Annotated in this window: 18 protein-coding genes; 5 read left to right on the forward strand and 13 right to left on the reverse strand. The window is 67.2% G+C overall.

Annotated elements, in window-relative coordinates; translation table 11 throughout:
• Window positions 1-101 precede the first annotated feature (101 nt).
• Genes NMB43_RS16730 through rsxA form a run of 7 tightly spaced genes read right to left on the reverse strand, consistent with a single transcriptional unit; the run spans window position 102 to window position 5,474 of the window.
• Complete coding sequence (locus tag NMB43_RS16730; RefSeq protein WP_494349299.1) at window positions 102-383, reverse strand: RnfH family protein; 282 nt, start codon at window positions 381-383, stop codon at window positions 102-104.
• A gap of 24 nt (window positions 384-407) precedes the next feature.
• Window positions 408-1,106 (reverse strand): electron transport complex subunit E, encoded by a 699-nt coding sequence (locus NMB43_RS16735; RefSeq protein WP_494349300.1) that lies wholly within the window; start codon window positions 1,104-1,106, stop codon window positions 408-410.
• Window positions 1,103-1,747: an electron transport complex subunit RsxG gene (rsxG, locus tag NMB43_RS16740; protein ID WP_494349301.1), complete on the reverse strand. Its 645-nt coding sequence runs from the start codon at window positions 1,745-1,747 to the stop codon at window positions 1,103-1,105. The genes NMB43_RS16735 and rsxG overlap by 4 nt, the downstream gene beginning before the upstream one ends.
• Window positions 1,744-2,829 carry an RnfABCDGE type electron transport complex subunit D gene (locus NMB43_RS16745; protein ID WP_494349302.1) on the reverse strand — a complete coding sequence of 362 codons (1,086 nt, stop codon included), beginning with the start codon at window positions 2,827-2,829 and terminating at the stop codon, window positions 1,744-1,746. The genes rsxG and NMB43_RS16745 overlap by 4 nt, the downstream gene beginning before the upstream one ends.
• A 28-nt stretch (window positions 2,830-2,857) precedes the next feature.
• Window positions 2,858-4,339 (reverse strand): electron transport complex subunit RsxC, encoded by a 1,482-nt coding sequence (gene rsxC / locus NMB43_RS16750; protein WP_494349303.1) that lies wholly within the window; start codon window positions 4,337-4,339, stop codon window positions 2,858-2,860.
• Between the two features lie 13 nt (window positions 4,340-4,352).
• Window positions 4,353-4,874: an RnfABCDGE type electron transport complex subunit B gene (locus NMB43_RS16755; protein WP_494349304.1), complete on the reverse strand. Its 522-nt coding sequence runs from the start codon at window positions 4,872-4,874 to the stop codon at window positions 4,353-4,355.
• An 18-nt stretch (window positions 4,875-4,892) separates the two neighbouring features.
• The gene (gene rsxA / locus NMB43_RS16760; protein ID WP_494349305.1) at window positions 4,893-5,474 is read right to left on the reverse strand and encodes an electron transport complex subunit RsxA; all 582 of its coding nucleotides are present in this window, start codon (window positions 5,472-5,474) and stop codon (window positions 4,893-4,895) included.
• Between the two features lie 307 nt (window positions 5,475-5,781).
• Between rsxA and nifL the strand changes: the two genes are divergently transcribed.
• The 4 genes from nifL (at window position 5,782) to draG (ending at window position 11,887) form a co-directional block, all read left to right on the forward strand.
• Window positions 5,782-7,404, forward strand: a complete 1,623-nt coding sequence (gene nifL / locus NMB43_RS16765) for a nitrogen fixation negative regulator NifL (protein WP_494349306.1) — start codon at window positions 5,782-5,784, stop codon at window positions 7,402-7,404.
• A 70-nt stretch (window positions 7,405-7,474) separates the two neighbouring features.
• Window positions 7,475-8,977 (forward strand): nif-specific transcriptional activator NifA, encoded by a 1,503-nt coding sequence (gene nifA / locus NMB43_RS16770; protein ID WP_494349307.1) that lies wholly within the window; start codon window positions 7,475-7,477, stop codon window positions 8,975-8,977.
• 342 nt (window positions 8,978-9,319) lie between these two features.
• Window positions 9,320-10,813 (forward strand): nitrogenase cofactor biosynthesis protein NifB, encoded by a 1,494-nt coding sequence (nifB, locus tag NMB43_RS16775; RefSeq protein ID WP_494349308.1) that lies wholly within the window; start codon window positions 9,320-9,322, stop codon window positions 10,811-10,813.
• Between the two features lie 87 nt (window positions 10,814-10,900).
• Window positions 10,901-11,887, forward strand: a complete 987-nt coding sequence (gene draG / locus NMB43_RS16780) for an ADP-ribosyl-[dinitrogen reductase] hydrolase (RefSeq protein WP_494349309.1) — start codon at window positions 10,901-10,903, stop codon at window positions 11,885-11,887.
• A gap of 490 nt (window positions 11,888-12,377) precedes the next feature.
• On the opposite strand, the gene NMB43_RS16785 is transcribed toward draG, so the two are convergent.
• The 5 genes from NMB43_RS16785 to NMB43_RS16805 are packed head-to-tail and all read right to left on the reverse strand — an operon-like array spanning window position 12,378 to window position 16,121.
• Entirely contained in the window at window positions 12,378-12,965 is a 588-nt protein-coding gene (locus NMB43_RS16785) for an SCO family protein (protein ID WP_494349310.1), read from the reverse strand.
• Window positions 12,966-13,012: 47 nt separating this feature from the next.
• On the reverse strand, window positions 13,013-13,909 hold the full coding sequence (gene cyoE, locus NMB43_RS16790; protein WP_494349311.1) for a heme o synthase: 897 nt from the start codon (window positions 13,907-13,909) through the stop codon (window positions 13,013-13,015).
• On the reverse strand, window positions 13,890-14,885 hold the full coding sequence (locus NMB43_RS16795) for a COX15/CtaA family protein (protein ID WP_494349312.1): 996 nt from the start codon (window positions 14,883-14,885) through the stop codon (window positions 13,890-13,892). Before NMB43_RS16795 ends, cyoE begins: the two co-directional genes overlap by 20 nt.
• A 4-nt stretch (window positions 14,886-14,889) precedes the next feature.
• Entirely contained in the window at window positions 14,890-15,438 is a 549-nt protein-coding gene (locus tag NMB43_RS16800; RefSeq protein ID WP_494349313.1) for a redox-active disulfide-containing membrane protein, read from the reverse strand.
• Window positions 15,435-16,121 (reverse strand): SURF1 family protein, encoded by a 687-nt coding sequence (locus tag NMB43_RS16805; RefSeq protein WP_494349314.1) that lies wholly within the window; start codon window positions 16,119-16,121, stop codon window positions 15,435-15,437. Before NMB43_RS16805 ends, NMB43_RS16800 begins: the two co-directional genes overlap by 4 nt.
• 65 nt (window positions 16,122-16,186) lie before the next feature.
• Here NMB43_RS16805 and NMB43_RS16810 point away from each other — a divergent pair, with 65 nt between their 5' ends.
• Window positions 16,187-16,387, forward strand: a complete 201-nt coding sequence (locus NMB43_RS16810) for a twin transmembrane helix small protein (RefSeq protein ID WP_494349315.1) — start codon at window positions 16,187-16,189, stop codon at window positions 16,385-16,387.
• Window positions 16,388-16,400: 13 nt separating this feature from the next.
• On the opposite strand, the gene NMB43_RS16815 is transcribed toward NMB43_RS16810, so the two are convergent.
• The gene (locus NMB43_RS16815; protein ID WP_494349316.1) at window positions 16,401-17,408 is read right to left on the reverse strand and encodes a cytochrome c oxidase subunit 3; all 1,008 of its coding nucleotides are present in this window, start codon (window positions 17,406-17,408) and stop codon (window positions 16,401-16,403) included.
• Between the last annotated feature and the right edge of the window lie 19 nt (window positions 17,409-17,427).

Below are 17,427 nucleotides of genomic sequence, written 5' to 3' on the forward strand. Positions count from 1 at the left end.
AGACAGGAGCCGGCCATGCCCATGTCCGGGCGGGATGATTCCCGAACCGGGCACGGACATGGCCGTTCCATGCGCTCGTGTCGGCGCCCCCGCGGGCGCCCCTATTCGTCCTGCTCCAGCTCGAAGCCGGGCCGGCGCGGCACGCTCTGCGGATCGCAGACAATGGGACGATAGATCTCGATACGATCTCCCTCGCGCGGCACCGCATCCAGCTTGGCCGGCTTGCCGAAGATGCCCACGCGCTGCGTGGCGAGATCAATGTGCGGATACTTCTGCAGGATGCCCGAGCGCTCGATCACCTCGCGCACGCTGGCTTCCTCGGACACCTCGACGTGCAGCCAGGCTTGCACGCCGGGTTCGGTATAGGCCACAGCCACTTTCATCATCATCTCCTGAACAGGATGGGATCAAGCCGAGCAGTGCATGGCCTGTGCCGCAGCCTTGCCATCCCGGCTCAGACGCCGTTCCAGGATGCGCTTGCCAGCCAGCAACATGCCCAGCACCAGGAAGCCCCCGGGCGGCAGGATCATCATCAGCACGCCGCCATAGTCGGGCATCACCTTCGTCTCCAGAAAGGCAAAGTGCGGGCCCAGCAGCAGACTGGCCTGGGCGAACAGCGTGCCGCTGCCCAGCAGCTCGCGGGTGAGCCCCATGAGCGTCAGCGCGAAGGTGAAACCCAGCCCCATCGCCAGCCCATCCACGGCGGAGGCCAGCACCCCGTTCTTCGACGCGAAGGCCTCGGCGCGACCGAGGATCGCGCAGTTCACCACGATCAGCGCGATGAACAGGCCCAGCACCTTGTACAACTCGTGCAGCCAGGCATTCAAGGCCATGTCGGTCAGGGTCACCAGGGTGGCAATGACCACGATGAAGACGGGAATGCGCACCTGATCGGCCACCCATTTACGGATGGACGAGATCAGCATGTTCGACAGCACCAGCACCGCCGTGGTCGCCAGGCCCATGCCCAGGCCATTGGTGCCGGAGGTGGTCACCGCCATCGCCGGGCACATCGCCAGCAACTGCGCGAACACCACGTTCTGATCCCACAAACCGTCACGCAGGATGCGGCCAGGCGCAGCCCCGCTCGTCGAGTTCTCGCTCATTGCGCTGCTCCCGTCGCTTGTGCCGGCCCGGCGATCTCCGCGCGGTGCGCGGCATAGAACTGCAGGCCCTCCTTCACCGCCTTGACCACCGCGCGCGGGGTGATCGTGGCGCCGGCGAACTGGTCGAACTCGCCGCCATCCTTCTTCACACCCCAGCGCGCCAGTGGCAGGCTGTCCAGGGACTTCTTCTCGAAACCGTGGATCCAGTCAGCCTTGGCCGGCTCGATCTTGTCGCCCAGGCCCGGCGTCTCGGCATGCTTGAGCACGCGCACCCCGGTCACCGTGCCCGTCGCATCGACGCCGATCAGCACCACGATGTCGCCGGCATATCCGCGTGCGCTGTGCTGGAATACCGCCGCGCTGAACACGCCAGCCTTGCGGCCACGATAGACCGTGACGCGGCGCCCCCGCTCGGCCACCTCAAGTGTGTCCTGCAGCAGATCGTTGTCGGCCAGTCCCGGTGGTAGCACTTGTTGCAGCGAGGACTGCAGGTCCGCCTGCGCGGCGCGCTCGATGGCAGGCCCGGTCAGCGCTGCAGCGCTGATCAGCGCCGCACTGGTCAGCATGCAGGCCGCGCCAAGCAGGCCGCCGTGGTAAGGGATGCGCTCGCGCAGCACCTCCCGCCTCCAGGTGGTACTCATGGCTTCTCCTGGCGCAGATCCAGCGGCTCGCCACGGCGATCGCGGCCGTAGATGCGCGGCTGCAACAAACGGTCGATGGCTGGGGTCAGCGCGTTCATCAACAGTACGGCGAAGGCCACGCCCTCCGGATAGCCGCCATAAGTCCGGATCAACCAGGTCAGGAGGCCGCAGCCGGCCCCGAACACGAGCTGGCCCATGCGCGTGGAGGGCGAGGTGACGTAATCGGTCGCGATGAAGAAGGCCCCCAACACCGCCGCGCCAGACAGCAGGTGTGCCCCCGCATCGAGGTAGCGCGCCGGATTGACGCCATGCGCGATGGCCGCCGGCAGCGCAATGCCCGCCAGCATGGCGAGCGGGATATGCCAGGAGATGAGGCCCATCGCCAGCATCGCCCCCCCCCCCGCGGCGATCAGCAGGACGCCGGTTTCGCCCAGACTGCCCGGCCGCATGCCGGTAACCGACAGTGGCAGGCCAGCGGCGAAGGTGTGCAGCAGATCCACGCCACGCGCCAGCTCGGTCTTCGCCTGGCCGAGCAGGGAGGCGCTGGTGTAGGCGTCCGGCATGCTGCCGGCGAAGCTGATGTGCAGGCCCTCGGCCAGACCTGGCGCGGCCAGCCCCACCTGGCCCAACGGGGCGACCCATTGGGTCATCGCCACCGGGAAGGACACCAGCAGCGCCACCCGCGCCACCATGGCCGGGTTGAACAGGTTGCAGCCCAGCCCGCCGAACAGTTGCTTGCCGATGGCGGTGGCGAACAGACCACCCACCAGACCGATCCACCACGGCGCCCAGGGTGGCAGCGACATCGCCAGCAGCCACCCGGTCAGCATGGCCGAACCATCGAGCAGGGCCGCGCGCATCGGCTTGCCCTGCACCTGCAGGCACAAGGCCTCGCCCAGCAGGGCCGCGGCCACGGTGATGAGCCACAGATTGAAGGCCGGCCAACCGAAGTACCAGAAGCCGCACAAGGTCGCCGGCAACAGCGCCAGCATCACCTTGCCCATCACCTTGCCGACGCTGCCCAGTTGGCTGGCGTGCGGCGACGCGGCCACTGCCGGCAGACCATGGACACCCGTGTTCATGCGTACCCCTTCACGCTCGTTCTCCTGATCATTCCGCCGCCGATGCCGGACTGGCGGCCTTCTGCGCGGCGCGCTCCGCCTTGCGCCGCGCCGCTGCCTCGGCGCGCTCGCGCGCCTCACGCTCCAGCCGGGCCTGCCGCGCCTGCGCCAGGCCCTTGGTGAATTCCATGCGCTTCTTCTGCTGCGCGCGCGACCAGACCTCACCCTTGGCGTGATAGAACGCATGCACCAGCGGCAGATGCGAAGGGCATACGTAGGCGCAGGAACCGCAGGCGAGGCAGTCGTCCAGCTTCAGCGATTCGGCCGCCGCATAGTCACCACTGCGCACCCGCGCCGCGATTTCCAGCGGCAGCAGTCCCATCGGGCAGGCCGACACGCAACTTCCGCAGCGGATGCAGGGGCTGGGGTCCGGGCGCGCGATCTCCTGCGCGGTCAGCGCGAGGATGCCGCCGCAAGCCTTGACCGTCGGCACCTGCGCATGTGGCAAGGCCAGCCCCATCATCGGTCCGCCCATCACCAGGCGCGCGGGGCTCTCCTTGAGGCCGACGAAGGCCAGCAGGTCCTCCACCATCACACCGATGGGCGCCAACACATTGCCTGGCGCGGCCACTGCGCCGCCATTCACGGTCACGATGCGGCGATACAGGCCTTCGCCATGACGCAGCGCGCGATGGATCGCCGCGCAGGTGCTGACGTTGTTGACCAGCACGCCGATGGTGGCGGTGCGCGCGCCGGCCGGTACTTCCTTGCCGGTCAGCACCTGCACCAGTTGGCGGTCCGAACCCATGGGGTAGCGCGCCGGTACCGGGCGGATCTGGATCGCGGCATACGGCTCGGCCGCCACGCGCATCGCCGCGATGGCCTCGGGCTTGTTGTCCTCGATCCCCACCAGGGCCTCGCGGGCCCCCGTCGCATGCATCAGGATGCGTACTCCGTCGATGACCTCGTCGGCGCGTGCGCGCATCACGCTGTCGTCACTCGACAGATAGGGCTCGCACTCGCCGCCATTGATGATCAGTGTCTGCACCGCATGCTTGCGCCCGAGCTGCGCCTTCGGCGCGGACGGGAAGGTGGCGCCCCCGAGGCCCACCACGCCGGCCGCGGCGATGCGACGGGCCACCTCGTCCGCGTCCAGCGCGAAGGGGTCAGGCTGGACCTCGGCCGCCACCGCCTCGTCCAGCCCGTCACATTCGATGCCGATGGCATCGAATGGCAGACCCGACGGATGCGGCGCGGTGATCGGGCCAATGGCCGTCACCACGCCCGAGCTGGGCGCGTGCACCGGCGCGGAGACGTTCCCTTGCGCGACGCCGATGCGCTGGCCGCGCAGCACACGATCACCGACGCTCACCACCGGCTTGGCGGGCGCGCCGACATGCTGCAGCAAGGGCACCGCGAGACGTGCGGGAATCGGCATCACGCGCAGCGGCACATCGGCAGCCGGTCGCTTGTGGTCGTCGTGCGGATGCACGCCCCAGCGCACACCCATGATCTTGTCGAAAATGCCCATGGCGGGTCTCCGTTCAGGCAAAGGCAGGACGTGCCCAGTTCCAGTCGCGCAGGCTCTGTGGCAGGGGCTGCAGCGCGATGGCACCGGTCGGGCAGTCATCCACGCAGGCCGCGCAGCCGGTGCAGGCCTCATGCAGCACGCCATGGATCTGCTTGGCTGCGCCGACGATGGCATCGGTGGTGCAGCCCTTCATGCATTTACCGCAGCCGATGCAGATGTCTTCCTGCACATGCGCGACCTGCGGTCCGCTCTCTACACCATCCAGACTCAGCGTCACGCCCAGCTTCTCGGCGATCGCACGCGCCAGGGCCGCGCCACCGCCGGGGCAGGCCGTCACCGCGACCTCGCCATTGACCATCGCCTCGGCGGCTGCAGTGCAGCCTGCCAGTCCGCATTGACCGCAATTGGTGCCGGGCATCAGCGCAGCGATCTCCACCGCCATGCTGTCGGCTTCCACGGCGAAGACACGTGCCGCATAACCCAGCAGCAGGCCCAGGGTCAGTCCCAGGATGCTCAGACTCAGAATGCCGCTCATGCTCACTGTCCTTTCCGCTCAAGAGAAGTTGAGGCCGGAGAAGCCCATGAAGGCCAGCGCCAACAGCGAGGCCAGCACGAAGGTCACGGGCACGCCGTCGAAGGCCTCCGGCACACGCGCCAGGGCCAGGCGCTCGCGCAGACCGGCGAACATCACCATGACCAGGGTGAAGCCCAGTGCGGAGCCGAAGCCATACACGAGCGAGCGCACCAGGCCATTGCCCTCCTGCACGTTGAGCAAGGCGACCCCCAGCACCGCGCAGTTGGTGGTGATCAGCGGCAGGTAGATGCCCAAGGCGCGGTACAGCGCCGGCATCGTCTTTTTGATCACCGCCTCGATGAACTGCACGGTGGCCGCAATGACCAGGATGAAGGTGAGGATGCGCAGCGAGGTGAGCCCCAGTGGCGCCAGCAGGTAGTGATCGAGCGCCCAGGCAGCGCCGGAAGCCACGGTGATCACGAAGGTGGTGGCCATGCCCATGCCCAGCGCGCTATCCATATTGCGCGACACACCCATGAAGGGGCACAGCCCCAGGAACTTCATCATCACCACGTTGTTCACCAGCGCGGTGCCCACCAGCAGGATCAGGTACTCACCCATGTCTCGTCGAACCTCCTGTCGCCTTTGGTGCAGGGAGCATGCCAATCACGACAATGCATGCCCCGCCCAGGTGCGGAAACACTGACTGGCTCGGTGATCCGGGCGCTCGACAGGGAGTGCGAGGGGCCGTCGACCGGGGCGAGCGGGCTGTCGCAGACCCGACAAGCAAGCATCGAGATGTGGCAAATGCTCCCCGCGCACCCGCCCCGTTGACCTACCTCAAGCGCGCACGCCAAGGCCTTGCCGGCATCGCCGCACAGGCATGATTGCTGCGTCATGACGGACTGAATCACTGTCGGAAGAAGCCATGCCCAGCACCCGGAAGAACTCCCGTGCACGCACAGCCAACGAAGCCGCGCCCGGCGCGCAAGCTGCGCCCGCCCCCATGCCGGAAAATGCCATGGGCATTCCGCCCGCCTTGTTCCAGGCGGCCGTCGAGCAAGCCGACATCGGCATCATGATCACCGACGCGATGGCGCGCATCGGATATGTGAACCCGGCCTTCACGCGCACCACCGGCTACTCCGCCGCCGACGCGCTGGGCGAGAAGCCCTCGATCCTCTCGAATCGCGTGACCCCGCCCGAGGTCTACCAAGCGATGTGGAAACAGATCACCGGCAAGCAAGCCTGGCACGGCCGCCTGGTCAACCGCCGCCAGGACGGCACGCCCTACCTGGCCGACCTGACCGTGACCCCGGTGCTCGACGAGGCCGGCAAGCTCGCGCACTTCCTCGGGCTGCACCGCGACGTGACCGAGCTGCACCAGCTCGAATGCACAGTGCGCAACCAGAAGGCGCTGATCGAATCGGTGGTCGACAGTGCGCCGCTGGTGCTCGCGCTGCTCAACATGGAAGACCGTGTGGTGCTGGACAACCAGGCCTACAAGGCACTGATGGCCGACCTGGGCATGCAGGAGCCGGCGGGCATCATCCTGGACGCGATCCGCAAGGAGCTGGGCAGCGGCTTCGGCCCCTTCCGCCCTGGCGCCCATGCCTTCACCGAACGCCAGATCCGCCTCGACCGGCCACACTGGCGCGCGCCGCGCTGGTTCGCCTGCTCCGCCGTGTGGGTGCATAACGACCACGCCACGGCCGATGCCTTCTACAGCGGTGGCGGAGACCCCTTCCTGCTGCTGGTGGCCAAGGACGTGAGCCGCCAGCTCATGGAGCAGGAGCGCGCACGCGTCGCCGCCCTGCAGGCGCTGATGTCCGAAGAGACGCGCCGGCAGGAGCTGCGTGAAGGCCTTGCTGCCGCCGTGTACCAGATGGAGGGGCCGCTCAACGTGCTGAACTCCGTGCTCACGCTGATGGGCCGGCGCGGCTGCGACCCGGCCCAGACCGCCATGATGGAAGCATTGCAGGCCGGGCAGACCGCGCTGGAGACGCTGCGCGCCGCGATTCCCCCCGCGCTGCCGGAAGCGGCCACCGCGGTGAACCTGAACGAAGCAGTGCGCGATGTGCTGGACCTGTCGGCCGGCCGCTTCCTGCATACCGGGGTGGCTGCCGAGTGGGCGCCGCAAACCGTGCTGCCCGCCCTGCCCGGCATGCCCACGCGCCTGCGCACCATGCTCAAGGCGCTGGTCGACAATGCCATCGACGCCATGAACAGCAAGGGCTGGACGCGCCGCGAACTGGCCATCCGCACGGCGAGCCGCGACGACTGCGTGGTGATCCAGGTCGAGGACAGCGGCCCGGGCCTTGCCCCTGATCTTCGCCTCAAGGCATTCGAGCCCTTCTTCACCACCAAGAAGGGCCAGGGCAACCATCTGGGAACCGGGCTCACCGCGGCTCAACAGGTGGCCGTCGATCATGGCGGTGGTATCGAACTCGTGGACGCCCCACAAGGAGGCTGCATTGCAATCGTCACTCTCCCCCTGCGCCGGCACGCCGAGTGGGACGCACAGACCCACCGCGCGGGTCATGCAGCCTGAACCCGCCCCCCACACCGCAGTACGGAAGGTTTCGCCCATGGCAACGGATGCGGAAAGCGTCCTTCTCCGGATGCAACTGGAGACGCTCTATCAGGTCAGCGTGGCGCTGTCGCGCACGCTGGACGTCAAACAGGCCCCACAGGAAGTGCTGCGCACCCTGGAAGAAGCGGCGGGCCTCACCCGCGGCATGATCAGCGTGCTCGATCCGGACAGCGGCGACCTCGTCGTCAACACGGTGCAAGGCGTGGACGAAGGTGACTTCGACCCCAGCCGCGAACCGGTGCGCTACCGCGCCGGCGAGGGTGTGATGGGGCTCATCCTGGAGGAAGGCAAGACCGTCGCGCTACCCGCCATCCAGGGTGACCCGCGCTTCCTCAATCGGCTTGGCATCTACGAGCGGCGCCTCCCCTTCATCGCCGCCCCCATTCACGTCGGCGGCAGCCTGCAGGGCGTACTCGCAGTGCAGCCCAACCGCCTGGAAGACGGCCTGCTGGAGCGCCGCGCGCGCTTCGTCGAGATGGTCGCCAACCTGATCGGCCAGTCGCTCAAGCTCTCGCTCGACGTCGCGCAGGAGAAACGCAACATCGCCGAGGAGCGCGACACCCTGCGCCGCACCGTGCGCGCCCAGCACGGCTTCGACAACATCGTCGGCCACTCGTCCGCGATGCGCCGCATCTTCGAGCAGGTACGCATGGTCTGCCGCTGGAACACCACCGTGCTGATCCGCGGCGAGACCGGCACCGGCAAGGAACTGATCGCCAACGCGATCCACTACAACTCGCCGCGCGCGCGCGGCCCCTATGTGCGCCTCAACTGTGCCTCGCTGCCCGAAAACCTGCTGGAGTCCGAACTCTTCGGTTCCGAGAAAGGGGCCTACACCGGTGCGGTATCGACCCGCAAAGGCCGCTTCGAGCTGGCCGACGGCGGCACCATCTTCCTCGACGAGATCGGCGAGATTTCACCCGCCTTCCAGGCCAAGCTGCTGCGCGTGCTGCAGGAAGGCGAGCTGGAGCGCGTGGGCGGCGCCCGCACCATCAAGATCGACGTGCGGGTGATCGCCGCCACCCACCGCGACCTTGAAGACGCAGTGGATGAAGGCCGCTTCCGCGAAGACCTCTACTTCCGCCTCAACGTGATGCCGATCACCCTGCCCGCGCTGCGCGAGCGCCTGGAAGACGTACCCGAGATCGCGCGCCACCTGATCACCCGCATCGCGCACAACCAGGGGCGTCCGCTGGACCTCAGCGAGGCTGCCATCACCCGCCTCACCCAATACAGTTGGCCCGGCAATGTGCGCGAGCTGGAGAACTGCCTGGAGCGCGCCGCCGTGATGTCGGAGAACGGCCACATCGACGCCGACCTGATCCGCATCGACCGCCACCGCGAAACCGCCGCCATGGGTGGCCCGCGCGTCGACCTCGACGACCCCACGCTGGACGAACGCACCCGCGTCATCGCTGCGCTGGAACAGGCCGGCTGGGTCCAGGCCAAGGCTGCACGCCTGCTCAACATGACACCGCGCCAGATCGCTTATCGCATCCAGACCCTGGCCATCGAGGTGCGGCAGATCTGAGTTCTGGGCGCCAGGGACGAATAGGCGCGCGGCACGCGGCGCCGCAAGCGAGCTCAAACCCCAGCCCGTCGTCCCTGCGCAGGCAGGGACCCAGCGGCTTTGCTTGTTCGTGCGATCAGGCCACGCAACGAACGACACTGGATTCCTGCTTTCGCAGGAATGACGGACATGGCGCGTCCGACTTCCGCCCCCGCCTGTGGCCTTCCTCACACGCCGCGCTGTCGCCAAGCCGACAAGTTCTCCGGGGCCTTTTGCGCAAGTCGTTGTTTTGAATGAGCCAACGCCAGCCGGCACAGGCTTTGCGGATTCACCGGCAGATACCTGAATCACGCGGAGCCCCCCATGCCTGCCTCGCTCACCGGAACGCCATTGTCATCCACGGGCTGCAGCGCCAGCCGCTGCGGCGCTGACGCCAGCCAGACGGCGGCGCTGCCGGACAGCCTCCGCCAGCGGGTGGAGGACCACCCCTGCTACTCCGAGGAGGCCCACCGCCACTTCGCCCGCATGCATATCGCGGTGGCACCGGCCTGCAACATCCAGTGCAACTACTGCAACCGCAAGTTCGACTGCTCCAACGAATCGCGTCCTGGCGTGGTCTCGGAAGTGCTCACCGTCGAGCAGGCGGTCAAGAAGACCCTGGTCGTGGCCGACGCCATCCCGCAGCTCAGCGTGGTGGGCATCGCCGGACCCGGCGACGCCCTGGCCAATCCACAGCGCAGCTTCGACACCTTTCGCGAGCTGAAGCAGCGCGCGCCAGACCTGCGCCTGTGCCTGTCCACCAACGGGCTGATGCTGCCGCAGTACGTCGACGAGATCGTCGCGCTGGGCATCGATCACGTGACCATCACGATCAACTGCCTGGACCCGGACATCGGCGCGCAGATCTACCCCAGGATCATCTGGAACAAGCGTCGCGTGAGCGGCCGCGAAGGCGTCGCCATCCTTATCGAGCAGCAGCAGCGCGGGCTGGAGATGCTGGTCGCGCGCGGCGTGTTGGTGAAGGTGAACTCGGTGCTGATCCCTGGCATCAACGATCAGCACTTGGCCGAGCTGTCGCGCGTGGTGCGTGCCAAGGGCGCCTTCCTGCACAACGTGATGCCGCTGATCTCCGACCCTGCGCACGGCACGCATTTCGGCCTCAACGGCCAGCGCGGGCCGACTCAGCAGGAACTGCGCGCGGTGCAGGAGCAATGCGCCGGCGAGATGCGCTTGATGACGCACTGCCAGCAATGCCGGGCGGATGCCGTCGGCATGCTTGGCGAGGACCGCAGCGCCGACTTCACACTGGAGCGCATCGCCGAGATCGAAGTGGATGAGGTCGCGGCCCTGCAGCGCCGCGTCGCCCTGCGGGAGGCGATTTCCGCCGACCTGGCACGCCGCCGCAGCCAAGCACCCGCCCAGGTCCACACCATCCAATTGCCGCGCCCGCTGCCCCAGGGCCGCCGGGTACGCATGGCGGTGGCCAGCCGTGACGGTGCGATGATCGACCAGCACTTCGGTCATGTCGAAGCCTTCCACATCTACGACGTCGATGCCCATGGCATTCAGATCGTCGAGCAGCGCAGCACGGCGCCCTACTGCACCGGCCCCGCCGACTGCGACGAGGCTCCGGCCGAAGACAAGTTCGCGCGCAGCCTGCGCGCCCTGGCCGACTGCGAGGTGATGCTGTGCGCGCGCGTCGGCATCGACCCCTGGCACAAACTGGAGGCCGCCGGCATCCAGCCTGATTGTGAGCACGCGATGGAGTTCGTCCCGGACGCCCTGCGTGCGGTTTGGAATGGCCTGCTGAAGGCCGGACGACTGCGGCACCCGGATTCGCACCAGCGCCGCGCGTGATGCGGCCGCATCGCGTGTAGCGCCGGCGCGAGCCGACATCCGGGGGCCGCAGCTTGCGCCCCGCAGGCCCCGCGAGAGGAGCGGGAGATGGAAACGGTCGTGGAAGACGCAGGCCTGCAGGCCCCTGCACGGCACATGCCGGACAGAGGGCTCGCCACGCCCTCCTCGCCCATCGCCACGTCTCCGCACGAAGCACTGCGCAACCGCGCCCGCGGTGCCCTGCTGGGCCTGGCCTTGGGCGATGCGCTGGGCGCTACGGTCGAGTTCCTGACCCCCTCCGAGATCCGCGCCAAATGGGGCGTGCATGACCGCATCCGCGGTGCCGGCTGGTTGCGCCTCAAGCCAGGCCAGGTCACCGACGACACCACCATGGCCTTCGCGCTGGCCGACGCCCTGCTCGCCCGCGAGCAGGCCGACGCCACGGACTTCGCCCGCGCCTTCGACGCCTGGATGCGCGCCAAGCCCATCGACATCGGCAACACCGTGCGGCGCGGCATCGTGCGCTTCCGCCACAGTGGCGAGCCCTGCGTGCCGCCCTCCAGCGACGCCGGCAACGGCGCCACCATGCGCAGCGCCCCGGTCGCCCTGCGCCTGCTGGGTGCCGCGCCCGAACGCATCCGCCAGGCCACGCTGGACCAGGCCCGCGTGACCCACCACAACCCGCTCACCGATGCCGCCACGCTGGCCATCGTCGCCATGATCCAGGCCGCCGTGAAGGGGGAAGGCATCAAGGGCGTCATGCGCGAAGCCCATCACCTGGTAGCCGCACAACCCGAATTCCGCTTCCGCGGCCGCCGCGCACACAATCCCACCGGCTACATCGTCGACAGCATGCGCACGCTGCTACAGGCGATGGACATCAACGACGACTTCGAGTCCGCCCTGATCGACGTAGTCAATCGCGGCGGCGACGCCGATACCACCGGCGCCATCCTCGGCAGCGTCATGGGTGCGCTGTGCGGCCTCTCCGGCCTGCCGCCACGCTGGCTGCGCGCGCTCGACGCGATCGTCTGCACGCGTGCCATCTGGTATGCCGACATGCTGATCGAGCGCGCGCCAATATGGCGGATGTAGGCGCCGTCTCGCCACTCAAGCCTTGCATGAAGGCTGCCATGGCCGCACCACGTTCAAACAAGCGCGGGGACCGCACACAGGCGAGCGGCCACTTTCTGAGCCAGCGTGAAGGCTAGGGTCTGTTCACATTTACCGCACCGGATTGGGTGGTTCGCTGCGGTCGTTCCAGCCAGGCGCCGCGAGGAAGCCAAGGGTGGTGCCCTTGGCGACGAGCGCAACGCAGCTGGACGGCCGCAGCGAACCACCCGAAGGGCTGGGGGTGAGGTTTGCCAAGATCAGCCCGCATCTCGGCGTTGCCACTCCTGGCAAGGCTGGCGGCATTGCGTCGTCAGGGGTGGAAACTCAGCGCCTTGATCTGCGCGCCATTCACCCTCAGCGCAACCGGCGGGGTATTTGTGAACAGACCCTAGGCGAAAGGTTTCGTCTGTGTGGCAAGGTCTGCGCCTCAAGAGCAAAAACGGATCGGCCTTCGACTCGGGAGCAGGCAGAGCTAGCGGCCCGCCAGCAGCAGTTTGATATCCGCCATCAGCCGTTCCGGCGTTTCGCCGTGGCGCACGAACAGGCGGGTGCGACCCTTGGGGTCGAACAGGTAGGTGCCGGCCGTGTGGTCGATGTTGTAGTTGCCGGAGGCCACGTCGCCCACCTTCTGGTAGAACACCTTGAAGGCCTTGGCCACCTCTGCGGTCTGCTCGGGCGTGCCGGCAAGACCGATGAAGGTCGGATTGAAAGCCTTCACATACGCGCCCAGTTGCTGCGGATTGTCGCGTTCGGGATCGACCGATACGAACACCGCCTGCACACGCTCGCCGTCCGGGCCCAGGCGCTTGATCACGTCGGCCAACAAGGCCAGGCTGGTGGGACACACGTCAGGGCAATGGGTGAAACCGAAGAACACGGCCACCACCTTGCCCTCGAAGTCCTTCATGGTGCGCAGCTTGCCGTCGGCATCGGGCAGCTTGAGTGCCGCACCGTAGTCGGCGCCGGTGATATCGACGTTGTTGAACTGGGGCTTGTCGTCGCGCACGCAGGCGACCAGCGACGAGGCGGCAGCGACGAGGAACAGGCGGCGAGAAAGCATGGCGGAGTTTGGCGAACGGGCTGGCGCGATTCTACGCGCCCGCCACGCTACTTGAGATAGTGATCCGCCAGCAGGGCCGCGAACAGCAGCGACAGGTACAGGATCGAGTAGCGGAAGGTACGCCGCGCCAGTTCGTCGCTGTAGCGCCGCAACAGACCCAGGGCATAGGCCACGAAGATCGCGTTGAGCACCAGCGCCGCCACGAGGTAGAGCCAGCCGCTCATGCCGATGGCAAAAGGCAGCAGGGTCACGGCGCACAGGATCAGCGTATAGAGCAGCACCTGCAGGCGGGTGAACTCGGCGCCGTGGGTGACCGGCAACATGGGCAGGCCGGCACGTGCGTAGTCGGCCGTGCGGTACAGCGCCAGCGCCCAGAAATGCGGCGGCGTCCACGCGAAGATGATGAGGAACAACAGGCAGGCGTCGGCACTGACCTCGCCGGTGACTGCGGCCCAGCCCAGCACCGGCGGCATCGCGCCGGAGGCGCCGCCGATGACGATGTTCTGTGGCGTATAGGGCTTCAGCAACAGGGTGTAGATCACCGCGTAGCCGACGAAGGTGGCCAGCGTCAGCCACATGGTCAAGGGGTTCACCGCGTGGAACAGCAGGGACAGACCGGCCCCGCCCAGCACGCCGGAGATCAGCACGGTCTCCTGCCCTGACAGCACCCCGCGCGGCAAGGGGCGCGCGCGCGTGCGCGCCATCTGCGCGTCGATGCGCTGCTCGATGAGGCAGTTGATGGCCGCCGCCGCGGCGGCTACCAGAGCGATGCCCAGAGTGGCAGCCAGCACCGTCAGCAAGGGAGGCAGGCCCTCGGGCACGCCGAGGAACATGCCGATCACCGCGCAGAACACGATCAGTGAGTTGACGCGCAGCTTGGTCAGGGCGACGTAGGCCTGCAAGCGTTCACGCAGGGTGGCAACTTCAAGTGGCAAGGCGCGCATGGCCCGTCTCCCCGGCAAGCACCGCGGCCGGACGCGCGCGGTAGTTGGTCCATACCATCAGCATCACCAGCAAGGCGGCGCCGGCGTTGTGCCCGACCGCCAGCGGAATGGGCAGCATCATCAACACGTTGGCGATACCCAGTGCGATCTGCAGCATCACGCCTGCAATCAGGGCCCAACCATTGACGCGCAAGCCCGGCTGGCGCGTCAGGAACAGGCCAAGCCAGAGCAGGTAGCCACCAATCAGCAGGGCGCCCAGGCGATGCGCCCAATGAATGGCGACCAGCGCCGCGGCGGACAATGCCTCGCCCGTCGTGCTCATCCCGAGTTCGCGCCACAGGCTGAAACCGCTGCGGAAATCCATCTCGGCCGGTACCCAGGCGCCGTGACAGGTCGGAAAGTCGATGCAGGCCAGCGCCACGTAGTTGGTCGACACCCAACCGCCCAGCGCGATCTGCACGAACAACAATGCCAGTCCCAGGCGCAGCGCCCAGGCCTGCCGTAGCTCGACCTTGCCGATTTGCCATTCGCGCAGGGCCAGCCAGCACACCAGGCCCAGCAGGCCCATGCCCAACAGCAGGTGGGTGGTCACGACGACGGGCATCAGGCGCATGGTCACGGTCCACGCGCCGAAAGCACCTTGCAGGCAGACCAGCGCAAACAAGGCCAACGGCAGGACATGACGCTCGCGGCGACGCCACGCCAGGTAGGCGATGGCCATGATCAGCAGGCCGATGCCACTGGCCAGATAGCGATGGATCATCTCCTTCCAGGCCTTGGCCAGCGACACCGGGCCGCCCGGGTTGGCCGTGTGCTCGGCGATGATCTCTTCGGCGGCGTGATGCGGGGTCAGTTCGCCGTAGCAACCGGGCCAGTCGGGGCAGCCGAGGCCTGCATCCGACAGGCGCACATAGGCGCCGAACACCACCACCACGGCGGTCAGCAGAAAAAGCGCGAGGGACAGTCGGCGGATCATGGCTTCACCCCGCCTGCACGTATTTCAGCAAGCGCTGCAGATCCTTGATCATGCGCTTGGCATCCGGCTCGGCGGGGAAGCGCAGGATCAGCTTGCCATGCGGATCGACCAGGCCGATGCTGCGCTCGCCCAACTCGGCCAGGCGGGTATCGGCGGACTGCAGCACGAGGCCGGGATGCTCGGCCAGCAAGGCCGCATCAGCCGCACCGGCACCGGACTGCAGCCACAGGCGCGCCACGCGGTCCGATTCCTTGGCCTGGGCGGTACGCACCTGGCGCGTCACCCAGAGCTGCTGGCGACACACATCATCGCAACGGACGTCGGCGCCCACCACCAGCACCCATTTGCCGCGCAGGGCGGGGTCTGCCTCCGCAGGCGTCCAGAACGGCACTGGCTGCGCCAGCAGCTCGCCGTAATTGGCACGCCGCTCCGGCTTGAGCACATAGAAGGTGAAATAGCTCGCCACCACCGGCGCGAGACACACCAGGAACAGCAGCAACATGGTGCGCCGCCCGCTGCGGCGCATCGCCGGCGTGCCTCCTGGCGGACTCATGCCCGCGACTTCCTGTACCTGCGCCATCCGAACCACAGCATCAACCCCGTCGTCACACCTGCAAACGAAAACCACTGGAAGGCATAGCCCAGATGCTTGCCTGCCCCGAAATCCGGTCGCGGCCAGTCGCGCACCAGGCCATCGGCGGCCGCGCTTTCCTGCTGCACATACACCGCCGCAACGGCACCGCTGACCTGCTCCTTGAAGCGCAACGGATCAACACGCTGCCAGATGCCCGGCTCCGCCACCGCCTCACCGAGCGAGAAGCCCCCGCTGGCCGGCTCCACCACCCTGCCGACAACTTCCACCACACCAGTGGGCGTATTGACCACCGGCAAACGGCGTCGATCCGGCACCGCCAACCAGCCGCGATCCACCATCACCGCACCGCCGTCATCCACGAGGCGCAAGGGCGTCAGCACATGGAATCCGGGACGCCCCTGGTAGCTGCGGTTGTCGAGAAAGACCGTGCCAGCCGCCTGCCATTCGCCACGCATCACCACGCGCTGCGGCACGGTCAGCTCTGCACAGTCGGCCACCGCCTGCGGCTGCGCCGCAGCGTCGTATTCCGCCTGCGCCAGGAGCTTCTGATCCTGCCGGCGCAACTGCCAGAAACCGTTGTTGATGAACAGGGCCGCCGCCATCACGCCAATCGCATACGGTAACCAGCCAGGGCGCGCCACGATCACTGCTCCATCCTGCAAAGCTGCACTACACTCAAGCCTCCACCCACCGCACCGAGACCAGCATGCGCTACGTCGTCATCCTGTTACTGCTCGCCATCCCGGTCACGCTGGCTTCTGGCTTGCGTGCGCTCCTCAAGGACAAGAGCAGCAGTGACCGCGCCGCGCGCGCACTGACCTGGCGTATCGGCTTGTCGCTGCTGCTCTTCTTGTTGATCCTGCTGATCTACCGCATGGGCTGGGTATCGGGCCACCTGTTCCAGTGAGCCCCAGCCCCGCTCACAAGATATAGACGAACACGAACAGCAGCAGCCACACGTAATCCACGAAGTGCCAGTACCACGCCGCCGCCTCGAAGGCGAAGTGGCGCTCCGGCGTGAAATGGCCGGACAGTGAGCGGAACAGCATGACGATCAGCATGATGGCGCCGACGGTCACATGCAGGCCGTGGAAGCCGGTCATCATGAAGAAGGTCGAACCATAGATGCCAGTCGAGAGCTTCAGGCCCTCGTGATAGGCGTGGATGTACTCCTGCACCTGGCAGCCCAGGAAGACGATGCCAAGCAGGATGGTCAGCGCCAGGAACAAATTGAACTGACCGCGCTCGCCACGCCGGATGCACCAGTGCGCCCAGGTCAGCGTGGCGGCCGAGGCCAGCAGCAGCGCGGTGTTGATGGCCGGCAGCCAGTCCAGGGTCATGACGCCCAGGAACAGACCCACCAGCACCACGGTCAGCACCAGGACCAGTTGCAACTGACCACGCTTGCCATGCTCCAGCGGCTTGTGGGCATAGGTCAGCGCGGCACCCGCGGCAATCATCAGGGTCAGGGCCAGCGTCGCCTTGCCGGGCCAAGTCATGTCGAGGTACTTAATGTCGGTGAAGTGCGGGCCGGTCGTCGGCCACACCGCCTCGAAGGCCGGCCAGAACAGCTTGTGCAGGTCATCACCCAGTTGCGGCACGCCGATCGTACGCACATAGAACAGGGTGCCGAAGAAGGCAGCGAAGAACATCACCTCGGAGAAGATGAACCAGCCCATGCTCCAGCGATAGGACTTGTCGACGTTGTTGCCGTACTTGCCGGTCTCCGACTCCTTGATGACCTGGCCGAACCAGCCGAACAGCATGTAGAGCAGAAAGGCAAAGCCAATCGCCACCATCCACGGCCCGGCCTCCAGGCTGTTGACCCAGAAGGCTGCACCGCCGCCCATCAGCAGCAGGGCGAAGGCACCGAAGATGGGATAGGCCGAGGGGTCCGGCACGAAGTATTTTTCAAAGGTCTGGCTCATGTCTCTCACTACTCCCTTG

The sequence above is a fragment of the Uliginosibacterium sangjuense genome, assembly GCF_059132465.1.